The 13,114-nt window shown below is 48.5% G+C and carries 5 protein-coding genes; all 5 read left to right on the top strand.

What is annotated here, in order from left to right:
- The first annotated feature begins 8 nt into the window (after positions 1-8).
- Genes B5Z18_RS01530 through B5Z18_RS01510 form a run of 5 tightly spaced genes read left to right on the top strand, consistent with a single transcriptional unit; the run spans position 9 to position 13,088 of the window.
- The gene (locus B5Z18_RS01530; RefSeq protein ID WP_079467652.1) at positions 9-1,496 is read left to right on the top strand and encodes a RagB/SusD family nutrient uptake outer membrane protein; all 1,488 of its coding nucleotides are present in this window, start codon (positions 9-11) and stop codon (positions 1,494-1,496) included.
- A gap of 37 nt (positions 1,497-1,533) precedes the next feature.
- Positions 1,534-2,433 carry a zinc-binding metallopeptidase gene (locus tag B5Z18_RS01525; RefSeq protein ID WP_079467651.1) on the top strand — a complete coding sequence of 300 codons (900 nt, stop codon included), beginning with the start codon at positions 1,534-1,536 and terminating at the stop codon, positions 2,431-2,433.
- Positions 2,434-2,466: 33 nt separating this feature from the next.
- Positions 2,467-3,768 (top strand): DUF4302 domain-containing protein, encoded by a 1,302-nt coding sequence (locus B5Z18_RS01520; RefSeq protein WP_079467650.1) that lies wholly within the window; start codon positions 2,467-2,469, stop codon positions 3,766-3,768.
- Positions 3,769-3,799: 31 nt separating this feature from the next.
- Positions 3,800-12,721 (top strand): right-handed parallel beta-helix repeat-containing protein, encoded by an 8,922-nt coding sequence (locus tag B5Z18_RS01515; RefSeq protein ID WP_079467649.1) that lies wholly within the window; start codon positions 3,800-3,802, stop codon positions 12,719-12,721.
- 10 nt (positions 12,722-12,731) lie between these two features.
- The gene (locus B5Z18_RS01510; RefSeq protein WP_079467648.1) at positions 12,732-13,088 is read left to right on the top strand and encodes a T9SS type A sorting domain-containing protein; all 357 of its coding nucleotides are present in this window, start codon (positions 12,732-12,734) and stop codon (positions 13,086-13,088) included.
- Positions 13,089-13,114: the final 26 nt, after the last annotated feature.

Below are 13,114 nucleotides of genomic sequence, written 5' to 3'. Positions count from 1 at the left end.
GAAGAGCTATGTCAATCTACTATATAACCTCTGCGAATAAACGAAAAATAAAGCCTGTCATTATAGGGGCATTTGCACTGATGACCCTCGTAACCGCCGGCTGTAAAAAATACCTGGAACAGGTGCCGGACAGCACCTGGACGGACCTCAGTTCACCGGTAAAAGTAAGCAAGCTGCTGGGATCCGCCTATCCACAGGCCAGCTACATCACCATGTGCGAAGCCATGTCCGACAATGTGGGCGACAAAGGAGTAGGAGAGTACTACCGGCCTAACGGTGACGCCTATCTGTTTAACGACATTCAATGGATAGAAGAAGACTCGCCCGAAGCTTACTGGCGAGCCTGTTATACTGCTATTGCCGCCGCCAACCAGGCGCTGGAAGCCTGTGGAAAAGCTGCTGATCCTGCCGCTTACACACGTCAGCGGGGGGAAGCGCTGCTGGCCAGAGCCTATGCCCACTTTATGCTGGTAAACATTTTTGCCAAAACCTACGATGCCACTACCGCTGCAAATGATCCGGGCATACCATACGTAACCGTGCCGGAAACAGTGGTAATGAAACAGTACGAGCGTAAAACAGTGGCATACGTGTATGACATGGTGGAAAAGGATCTGCTCTCCGGATTGCCGCTGATCAGCGACGACGCCTACAGCGTACCACGTTTTCATTTTAACCGCAGCGCAGCATATGCCTTCGCCACCCGGTTCTACCTGTATAAAAAAGATTACCCGAAAGTAGTAGCCTATGCCGACAATACTTTTTCAAACAATGATGTTGCCTCCAACATGCGCCTGTGGAATACCACTTATGGCAGCATGTCGCCGGCGCAGATCTTTGACATTTATGCCAATGCCAATGAAAAAGCCAACCTGCTGATCGTGGAAGCGCCTTCTCTGTGGGGGCGCAATGCAGGCCGGCTCCGGTATGATCTCGACTTTCAGCATGAAGCGCTCATTCTCGGCCGGAATGTTACCGGCGGCGTTTGGTCGTACCCGTTATACTACTACGGCTCACAGGATTATTTTGTGCCAAAGCTCTCCGAGTACTTTGTGAAGAACTCCGTGAATGCCACCATTGGCCAGCCCTATGTAATGACGCCCTTGTTCACTACGGAAGAAGTATTGTTTAACCGTGCAGAAGCCAATGCATATCTCAATAACACCAGCGCCGTATTGAAAGATCTCAACCTGTTTGCCAGTAAACGTATCCGGAATTACAACGCCTCGGAGCATAATATTTCCCTGCCGGCGATGCAGGCATTCTACGGCATCAGCGATGTGAAAACCGTTTGTATCCGCACCATCCTCGATTTCAAACGCGCAGAATATGTACAGGAGGGGCAGCGCTGGTTTGATCTGCAACGATATAAAATACCCGTGGTACACACCACCCGCGAAGGAAAGGTACTGGAGTTAAAGGCCGATGATAACCGCCGCCTGTTCCAGATCCCGGCTTCCGCCACTACTTCAGGAATAGCATTAAATCCAAGATAATAACACAGCGATAGTACCAAAATTAATACATACACAAATGAAAGCATTCTTACTCATCATCCCCCTGTGCTTGCTGATGGCCTGCAGCAAGAAAGACGACCTGGGCAATGTGGAAGATATTCCCGGCCTCGGCGGAGATACCTGGGCCGCTTCTCCATTGGATAAATGGCTGCACGATAGCCTTACCGTGCCTTTTAATATTGCCGTAAAGTATAAATGGGACCAGTTCGAATTTGAACTGAACAAAACATTGGTACCTCCCAAAGAAGAAAAAATAATCCCGGTGATGTCGGCCATTCAGAAAGTATGGATGGACACCTACATCGCGGAAGCAGGCGCGCTCTTCTTTAAAAGATACTGCCCCAAGTATTTTATTCTCTCCGGCAGCGCCAGCTGGAACGAAAACGGCACCATCACCCTGGGTACCGCAGAAGGCGGCCGCAAGGTAGTGCTGTACCTAGTAAATGACTTCCTCACAAAGTCGATGGAAGGCTATAAACCCTCCGATTCCGCCAATGTGAAACAGATGTTCCATGTAATAGAACATGAGTTTGGCCACATCCTGCATCAAACAGTGATGTACCCGGTAGAATTCAAACGGATCTGCGCTGGTTTTTATACCGGCAACTGGAACAACATCTCCGATATGAATGCCCGCCGCGATGGCTTTGTAACACCTTACGCGATGTCGGCCTTTGACGAAGACTTTGTAGAGATGGTATCTACCATGCTGGTAGAAGGAAAGCAAGGCTTTGATGACATCGTAAACAGTATCCCGGAAGGAACCAGCATCAACGGCGTTACCAAAGCAGAAGCACAGTCGAGGCTGCGGCAGAAGGAAGCAATGGTGGTCAGCTATTTCCTCACGGTATGGCATATCAATTTTTATAGCCTTCAAACCCGCACCAGGAAAGAAATTAATCAGTTACTCTATTAAAACAAAAGACTCCGAAGGAGTAAAAATAATAGTATGAGAAATAATCTGATCTGCTTATTCTTCATCATCACCGGGATGTTTGCCTGTAAAAAGGAAACAGACCCTTTGTTTGATAAATCACCGGACGAACGTATCAACGATACATTGGCCCGTTACCAGCAGGTGCTTACAACCGCGCCTTATGGCTGGAAAGCGTTCGTATATCCCGCGGGCGTTCCGGGCAGTGTATTTGGTTTTTATTTTAGTTTCTCGGATGCTAATCGTGTGCAGATGTATTCCGACTTTGATGCCGCCAGCACCGGAACAATGCGCGAAAGCAGCTGGCGCCTGAAAGCCTTGCAGCAACCCTGCCTGCTGTTTGACACCTACTCTTACCTGCATGTGCTTTCCGATCCGGACGCCGGTCAGAATGGCGGGCAATACGGCCAGGGCCTGGGTTCCGATTTTGAATTCGCAATTAACGGTGCTGTGGGCGATACCGTTTGGCTGACCGGCCGTTTCCATGGCAGTAAAGCCATATTGGTGAAGGCCACGCAACAGGATAAGGATAATTATCTCCAGCACCGGATCAACCGCTCTATCGACAGTATCAGCGCTATACTTACCTATTTTCATAAGTTAACGATAGGCACCAACCGCTATGATATCAGCATCAATCCATACCTGCACCGGGTAAATTTTACCTGGATCGCCAATGGTAAAGTGCAACAGGCAACTACCGGTTACGTATATACGCCGGGTGGTATTTCCCTGATGCCGGCGTTTACTGACAGTACCATCACTATCAGCAGCTTCGACCAGGTGAAGTGGGAAAACGGCGCTATTACTTTTACGGTCAATGGCAAAGCTGCCGCCATCAGTGAAACGGTAACGCCGTTGGCAATTGATGCCGCAGCGCCCAGGAGGTGGTACCAGCACGCGTTACAGAATGAAAGCTACTGGGCTACCTACTATGGCTTTCATGTAAACGGAAAGGATGATGCCTGCGGTATCACCGGTCTGCCGGCCTATGCCTTCCTTACTTACTATCCCCAGATAGATGGTCCCGGTACTTCGCTGGATTTACTTGGCTTTGTTGTAAGGCGGGAAACCGGCGGGAATGTAATCTCTTACGGACCGGGCTATGACGCACCCACCTTTACCCAGGATGGCAGGATCATTTTTAATGATAACGGCTTGTATGGCAGTTTACCCGCCGACAGAACCGCTATCAATAAAACGAGATCGCTGATGGCCGATCCGGCGGGGTTCTACCTGGTACAAACCAGTTCCCTTACCTACGACATGGTAAATGCCCGCGATGGTAAATCATGGATCAACTGGCAGGGATTCTAAATGCATTCAACCAAAATTCAAATAACCTCATATGAGAAATTGTACTGTTCATTATCTATATAAAACAACATTACTTGTAGGAGTATTGCTGATGCTGGCATGCCGGCTATCGGCACAAACGGATATCAGCATTGGTCAGAGTACTTCCGGTAACACCAACACGGGATATCCGTGCCCGTTACAGGATTACTATGAAGGCACCAGGACCCAATACCTGTACCGCGCTTCAGAACTGCATGCCGCAGGGATGAATGCCGGTGTTATCAGCGGGCTGAAATACAAGGTGCTCAATCTCAATGGTACAGATACTATTGAGCAGTATACCATTAAAATTGGTACTACCACCGATACCTCGCTGGACAACAGCACCTGGGTGCCCATCACCAACCAGGTGTTTGGTCCCGTTAATTACCTTCCGCAAACCGGCACCAATGTTTTTCCCTTTGTCTCCGGCTTTTTCTGGAATGGTACAGATAACATTGTAGTGGAAATATGTAACGGCGCACCTGATTCAGATACCCGCCTTACCTACACCAACAACCCGGAAGTACCTTATACAACAGGGCTTCCCTTTGATGCTTCACATACTTACCGCTCCGACGGATTGAATTATCTATGTGGTACCACTAACACCGATAATACCGGTTCAATGACCACCCGTCCGGATGTGATCTTTTCCTGGACACCAGCCGTAGCCTGCACCGGTACACCCACCGCAGGAACGGCTACTGCCAGTTCATCAACCGTTTGTATGAACGGACAGGTGATCATAACATTGTCTGGCACCACCGTCGCTTCAGGTATTAAGTATCAATGGCAGAAGTCCACTGATAATACTACCTGGACCAACATGCCCAACGATACTACCAACCGGCTTGTAACCACACAGCCGGCTACCAGCTACTACCGCTGTAACGTAACCTGTGTCACTTCCAATACCACTGTTACCTCCAACGCTGTAACAGTCACTTCTCCGCTGCCGGTGTCAGGCGTCTTCAATATTAATAAGGCCCTGCCCACCGGTGGTAATAACTTTGCCTCCTTTAATGATGCATACAACTTTATTAAGTGTGGTATCAATAACGCGGTAGTATTTAACGTAGCTCCAGGCAGCGGTCCTTATACCGAACAGCTGCTCATCACACCTGTGCCAGGCGCTTCTGCTACCAATACCATTACCTTTAACGGTAACGGCAACACGCTTACCTTTGCAGGCACGTCCTCAGCACCGGCAGTGATCCGCTTGTCGGACGCCGACTATTTTACCTTTAGCAACCTGGTAATTAAAACCAGTGGTACCAGCAACGGATGGGGCGTACATCTCACCAACGATGCCGATTACAACACCATCAAAAACTGTACGTTCCTGCTGGATTCTACTGCCAGTACTAGCAGTAACGCAGGTATCGTCATCAGCAGCTCGCTCACTTCGGCAACTACTACCGGAGAGGCGAAATGCGATTTTAATACCTTCTCTGATAATATTATCAACGGCGGGTACTATGGAATTGCGTTAACCGGCAGCAATACCTTTGCAAACGGTAATAATAAAGTTACCGGCAATAAGATCAGCAATTTCTATAACTACGGTATCTATGTAACCGGTTCCTTTAATACGCTGATAGAAAATAATACGATCAGCCGGCCGGCACGTACCGGCGTTGGTACGTTCTATGGTATCTATTTTACAAATCTCAGTACAAAGGCAAACGTTACCCGTAATATCATCAGCAATCCCTTTGGTGGCGCTCCCAACAGCACCAGTGCAGCTTATGGCATTTACTTCAGCAGTACCGATGCACTCGCGCAGCTGGAAAACGTGGTAAGCAATAACCTGATGTATAATTATACTGGTAAGGGAGATGCTTATGGTATTTACAATTCAGGGTCCGACAACGTTTGGTATTACCATAATACCGTTGCGCTGGATGGAACTTCTACTACAGGTACTACCTATACTGCCCGCGGCTTTTATCAAACATCCAAAGCCGATGGTATAGAGTTTTTAAATAACCTCATTGCTGTAACACGTGGTGGTGGCGGCAGTAAATATTGTATTTATTTCGGTGCTACCAATGGTACGATTCATGCCAACAGGAATGATTACTACCTGGCCGCCAGCGGCGGTACCAGCAATGTAGGCTACTTTGGCGCTAATAACGCGGCACTCCTCGATTGGCAAACCGCTTCTTTACAGGACAGCAACTCGGTAAGTTCCAATCCGCTGTTTGTATCTGTTACTACCGGTAACTATCAGCCGGCAAATGCCTCTATCGACAATAAAGGTGTACCGGTAAATATTACGGTAGATATTAATAATGCAGTAAGAAGCGCCTCCACACCTGATATCGGTGCATATGAGTTTACACCCGGCCCCTGCATTAACCCGCCACTGGCAGGTAATGCGCAGGTAAGCCCATTGGTGATTTGTGTAAACAGGAAAGTGGCTTTATCACTCACCGATAATTCTATCGGGCTCGGGCAAACCTACCAATGGCAAAGATCAGCCACCGCTACAGGCACATACACCAACATCGGCAATGTGCTCACCAATCCTGATACGGTTATCACAGCGGTTATAACATCCTATTACCGTGTAGCCGTTACGTGTAGTGGTAATACGGCTTACTCACAGCCAATACTGCTTACAGTAAACCAGGCGTTCCCCGGCGGAGGTTATACCATCAATAAAAACGCACCGGCCAGTGCTACTAACTTTATCAGCTTCAACGCTGCCAAAGCGGCTATGGAATGCGGTATACAAGGCCCTGTGGTAATGAATGTGGTGGCCGGATCCGGTCCTTACCTGGAACAGCTGATCCTGGATTCTATCGCAGGTACATCTGCTATTAATACCATCACCTTTAACGGTAACGGCAATACGATAAAATTTGCGCCTTCCGATGATAATGAAAGAGCCGTGATAAAACTGCGTGGCGCCGATCATATTACGTTCGACAGCCTCACTATAGATGCTACCAGCGACGACTATGGATATGGTGTGCAAATGCTCAATAATGCAGATAGCAACACCATCCGCCGTTGTAACATCATCATCGATCAAACCGGTACCTATAATGAATTTGCCGGTATCGTGATCAACGGCAGCGAATCCAGTCCCACCACCGGCACCGGTAACGACTGTGATGGTAACATCATCACAAAAAATACCATTACCGGCGGATACAATGGTGTGCTCATCTATGGCGCTACTGCTTCTGTTCCTACCCGCAATACCATTAGCTACAACGTCATAAAAGAGTTTTATGAAACAGGTATTACGGTAAGCTATACCACCAACACCCTGATAGATCATAATGATATTTCCAGACCGGGCCGTGACAATAACAGTTACTCCGTGTATGGTATCAGCGTTGATAACAAAGGGGCAGATGTGGTGATAAGCAACAACCGTATCCACAACCTGCTGGGTGGCGCACCAAATAGCACCTCCACTGTTTACGGTATGGAGTTCTCCTATGCAGATGCAACTGCTACCAATCCGGCGAAGGTTTTCAATAACGTGATCTATGATTTCCGTGGTCAGGGTACGCAGTATGGCCTCTCCAACTACAGTGCCGACTATGTATACTACTATCACAACACGGTTGCGCTGAATGATCTTAAGAATACCTCTTCCAACGGAACTACCGGCTTCTATCAGTCAGGTACTGCTACCGGTATCCAGTTCTTTGATAATATTCTTGATGTCAGCAGATCCGGTAAAGGAAACAGAACCGGTTTAAGCATCGGTACCAGCACCGCGCTTACTTCCAATTACAATGATATTTATGTAAAAAGCAATTTCAATACAGCTTATATAGGTGGTAACTATCCTACGCTGGCTGCATGGACAGCCGCTACCAAACTGGATAGCAACTCCTTGTCCATCCAGCCTGTGTTTGCAGATCCTGTTGCAGGTAACTATGCCACCGTTATTTCTCCGTTGGATAATACCGGTAAGCCGGTAGGCATTACCACGGATATCCTCGGTGTAACCAGGAGCACTACCAAACCGGATATGGGCGCTTACGAAGTGAGTGTTCCCAATTGCAGCAAACCAGTGGTACCGGGTACTTCAACCGTATTCCCGCTTACACCGGTGTGTATGGGTACCGATATCAAACTGGACCTCACGGGCAACAGCACGGGTGGCACACAAACCTACCAGTGGCAGCGTTCTGCTACTGCTACAGGCCCGTGGGTAATTGCCAGCGATTCACAATATGTGAGTGTATTTAATACTACCATCGGGGTAGAAAACTACTACCGCTGCTTAATTATATGCGGAGGTACGGACAGTGCTTATTCTACTGTAGTAAAGGCTAACCTGAACCCGCCACTGCTGGCAGGTACTTATACCATCAATCCGGCAGCGCCTACCAGTCTTACTAACTTCCAGTCGTTCAGCAGTGCTGTATCCAAACTGGAATGCGGTATAGCCGGTCCCGTTACTTTCCTCGCAAAGGCAGGCACCTATACAGAGCAGATCACCATGCATCATATCCCTGGTGCTTCTGCAGTAAACAGGGTAACCTTCCGGAGTGAAACAAACAGCGCCGCTGCGGTAACGCTTACCTACGCCGGTACATCTGCCTTGAATTATGTGTTGCAGCTGGACAGTGTGGATTACGTTACCTGGAGGGCTATCACTATTAAACCGGCTGGTACCACCAACGCGAGAGCAGTGGTATATGCCAAAGAATCTTCGTACGACAGCATCGTTAATTGCGCTATTCCTTTGCCGGTTAGCACCAGCACCGGTACCACCGTAAGTGGTGTGTACGCCGACGAATGTATCGGTATTGGCAACGTAATCACCGGTAATACCATCACCAACGGATCGAATGGCGTTTACTGGGAAGGCAGTTACGGCGCTATTGCACGCGGACTTACACTGGATAGCAATATTATAGAGAAACCGTATTCAAACGGTTTGTATGTAGAGTATGCGGATAGCCTCATGATCCGGCGCAACCAGGTGAACCTCAGCGGCGATATGGCAGCTGATGCCTATGGTATCTATACAGATAACACCAACGGTTACACGATTTCTGGGAATAAAGTTAAGGTGACCAACACCACCGATGATGTTCACGGAATATATCTCTACTATGCTACTTCCGATGCAGGTGTGAAAGGCATTGTATCCGGAAACCGTATTACAGCAAGAGGAAACATTACCGGGGAAGTCCGGGCACTGGAACTTTACCAGGCAGATGGCGCCACCGTTTCCAACAACGTGATCAGCGTGAAAGCCAATGGAGTGAATGCCTATGGTATCTATAGCGCAAGCAGTTCCAACCTCAACTACTATAATAACTCGGTACTGAACAGCTCCATTGCCACCGGCGATAACTATGCCGCGTACTTCAATCATACCGCATCTTACTATGGTAATGTTAAAGTGAAGAATAACATTTTTGCTTCAGACACCAGTGGTATCGCCATGTATATCGCTAACCCGCTGTACATGAAGAGCGATTATAATACCCTGTATACAAAAGGCACGGTGCTGGTGAAACAGCAGACGCCTGCGGGCAGCTATGCGACTTTGCATGATTACATTACCGCAGATACGCTGGATATAAATTCTATTGTTTACAAACCAGCATTTACGGATGATACCACCCTGCAACCTGCTATTGCTATCCCCGATGTATGGGCTATTCATGGCCGTGGTGTACAGATAGAAGGTAACGATAAGGACATCAACGGCGCCGCCAGGGCAGTTAAGCTCACAGAAGGCGTACCGGATATGGGCGCTTACGAATTCCTGCCTACTGCTGTACCACCGGCACTCCCGGCATTCCCGGCCACACCGGCTCCGGGCGTTACGCAAACATTTATGTTTGGTACGGATACGGTAACAAAAATTACCTGGAACCCGGGCACGGCTATACCTAACAATATAGCGGTAAGACGCTACTCCGGTATCAGGCCGCCAAATCTGGCTACCGGCAGGGACTTTATGTATTTCTATACCGATGTGGATGTAACACCGGCTAATGGTCAGTATAACTTCAACATCGATCAGTTCTATATCGATCCGTGGCAGGGTTATATCAGGCGCCAGAAGGATATCCGGATGGGCCGCACGGATAGCGCCAACGCATGGATCGTAGATTCGCTGAGCCATGTATATGATATCCCGAATGTAATCAGGGATAGCTCGGTACACTTCCTGGATAAATTTACCGGTCTTAATGGCGGTACGGTTACTTCACAATTGCTGCAGCCGGCCGACAGTTCCAACCGTGGTACCCGTTTCTGGGTGGGTTACGGCCATCACCAGTTCTTCTCCGGGGATAACTCGCAGAACATGGTGCTGTACCTCAATGCACAGGATTCTTCTAACGTAACAGTACGTATTAATGGTACCAGCTGGGAAAGAGTGTATCACATTCCCGCCAACAAAACCATCACTACCGAAATAATACCAAAGAGTGGCCTGAGCGATGCCCGCCTGATAGAAGAAGGATTATCAGATAAAGGTATCAGCATAGAAAGTGATGTGCCCATTGTTGCCTACGCACATATTTATGGCAGTGCCTCTTCCGGCGCCACCATGCTGCTGCCGGTAGGTACCTATGGCTATGAATATGCTACGCTCTCGTCCAGGCAGAATTACAGCACAGACACCTATTCCTGGTTCTATGTAATAGCGGACTATGATAATACAAAAGTGGAAATCACACCTTCAGTGCCTACGCTGGCAGGTAAACCTGCCAATACAACGTTTACGGTTACACTGAATAAAGGTGAAGTGTACCAGGTACTGGGCGCCATGATGCCAGGCGGTGGCAGCGAAGGCTACGACTTGTCCGGCAGTCATGTGAGATCGGTGATCAATGAAGATGGAAAATGCTACCCGATGGCGGTGTTCTCCGGCAGCAGCCGTACCGGCATTGGCTGCGGCATCGAAACCGGCGGTTCAGGTGATAACCTGATCCAGCAGAACTTCCCGTCGCAGGCATGGGGCAGAAAGTATCTCACAGCACCTACTTCCTCCAGCGGCTCGGCCAGTTCGTTCATGACCAACATCTACCGTGTGCTGGTGAAAGACCCTGCCACTGTAGTGAAAATAAACGGCGCCACTTTAACAGGCCTGATCAACAACCGGTTCTACCAGTTTGAAAGCGGCACGGCTGATAATATTGAAGCCAACCAGCCTGTCATGGTGGCACAGTATATGTCCTCCAGCGGAAGCTGCCCCAACACCAGCGGCAACGGGGATCCGGAAATGATTTACCTGAGCCCGGTAGAACAGGGTATTAAAAGGGTAGGACTGTACCGGAATACACGGGAGGCTATCACTGTCAACTATCTTACCCTCATTATACCTACGGGAGGTGTATCCTCCCTGCAGATCGACGGTAGCGCTACTTTCGATCATACCTATCCGCATCCTAACGCTGCCGGATATACGGTAGTGGTGAAACGCTGGCCGGCCGCTCCGGCACAGTGTACCGTAACCAGCGACTCTGCCTTTACGGCCGTAACCTACGGCCTCGGTAGTGTAGAAAGCTATGGTTACAACGCCGGTACCCTGGTAAAAAATCTGAACATCCTGCCTTCATTCAACAACGTAATGAATAACAGTGGTCAGAACAACACCTACACCTGCGCCAAAACACCATTCCGTTTCTCCATGCTCATACCGGTGAAACCAACAGCGATCACCTGGAAATTCAGCCAGGTATCCAGCCTTGCGCCTAAAACCGATATCGTGCAAAACAACCCGGTACCAGTGGATTCTTTGATCAGCAACGACCGGAAATACTATCGCTTTACCGTACCGGCTGATTACATCTTCAGCAAACCAGGTTTGTATGAAGTGCCTATCCTGATTTCACATCCGGATATAGAAAGCTGCAGCAACAGTTTTGAAAGCATCCTGCAGATAAAGGTAATTCCTGCGCCGGTGGTTGATTTCAGTGTTGACTATACCGGATGCCTGAACGACGGCGCCCTGTTCAAAGGCACTGCCACTACCAGCAACGGTGTGGGTATCAGCACCTGGAAATGGAGTTTTGCCGATTCTACCGTGTCGTCTGCAAAAGATACCCTGAAGTACTTCAGATACCCGGGTGTGAAAGAAGTGAAACTGAGCATTGTGGCAGCAGAAGGTTGCGTAGGCGATACTACCAAAGAAGTAGAAGTGTATGCGCCGGCGGTGGCTCAACTCGTGAAAGACTCTATGACCGTATGTAACGGCACGGATGTTACCTTGTCTGCAAAGAATCCTGAACCCGGCGTATTGTACAACTGGTACGATGCCCCAACAGGCGGTAACCTGCTGCATACCGGCAACGACTACACGATTAATAATATTGCAGCCGACGGTAACTATTACCTGGAAACACTCACACACGGATGTCCCGGACTGGCACGCGCCAAAGCCATTATACATGTATTGCCGGTTCTGGAAACACCGGTGGTAACGGTCGACAGCGTAGGCGTAAACATGATCCGCTTTAAATGGAAGGCAGTTGCCAATGCCACCGGCTACGAAGTATCCCTGGATGGCGGTACCAGCTGGACATTGCCAACATCCGGCAGGGAAGGACTGGTGCATATCGTCAACGGATTACAACCGGTACAGACCGTGAAACTGATTGTGCGTGCGAAAGGTTGCGAAGACAAAGCATCGCTGCCGGCAGAAGGTAAAACCTTACCTGATGGCATCTATATCCCGAATACGTTCACACCTAACAACGATGGCAGAAACGACGTACTGCTGGTGTATGGTTACATCATCAAACAGCTGCACATCACCATTTTTGACCAGTGGGGTGAAAAAGTATTCGAATCCAATAACCAGTCTGTAGGCTGGGATGGCAACTACAAAGGAAAGGCACTGCCTTCCGGCGTATACATCTATGTATGTCATCTTACCCTTACAGATGGAAGTAAAACAGAGAAGAAAGGAGTTATTAACCTGATCCGCTAAAAACAGTTATATGAAAAAAGTAAGCATAGAGAAGTTGTTACTGTTAGTCATTGGGTGTTGGATGTTGCATTGGCCTTGTGCCAATGCAACTATCCGGCCCATGCGCCAGGATATCGACAGCCTTTTAATGTTGCAGCGATCTGTGAAGGTGTATCCGAACCCGGTTATTTCTTCCCTCACTATACAATCGCATAAATCCATTCAACAGCTGGTACTCTACGCGATGGATGGCAAAACCATCAAGCGTGTAGCCGTTACCGGTAAAAACAACCAGCTGGATGTACAGGATATCCAGAGAGGAGCTTATATGCTGAATACCATTTTTGCAGATGGTACAACGACGTCGAAGATGATCATCAAACAATAATCATTTCAATATGAAAAATTGAAGAA

This window comes from Chitinophaga ginsengisegetis, from assembly GCF_900168065.1.
GTDB lineage: Bacteria > Bacteroidota > Bacteroidia > Chitinophagales > Chitinophagaceae > Chitinophaga > Chitinophaga ginsengisegetis.
This window is presented reverse-complemented; position numbering and strand designations above follow the sequence as displayed.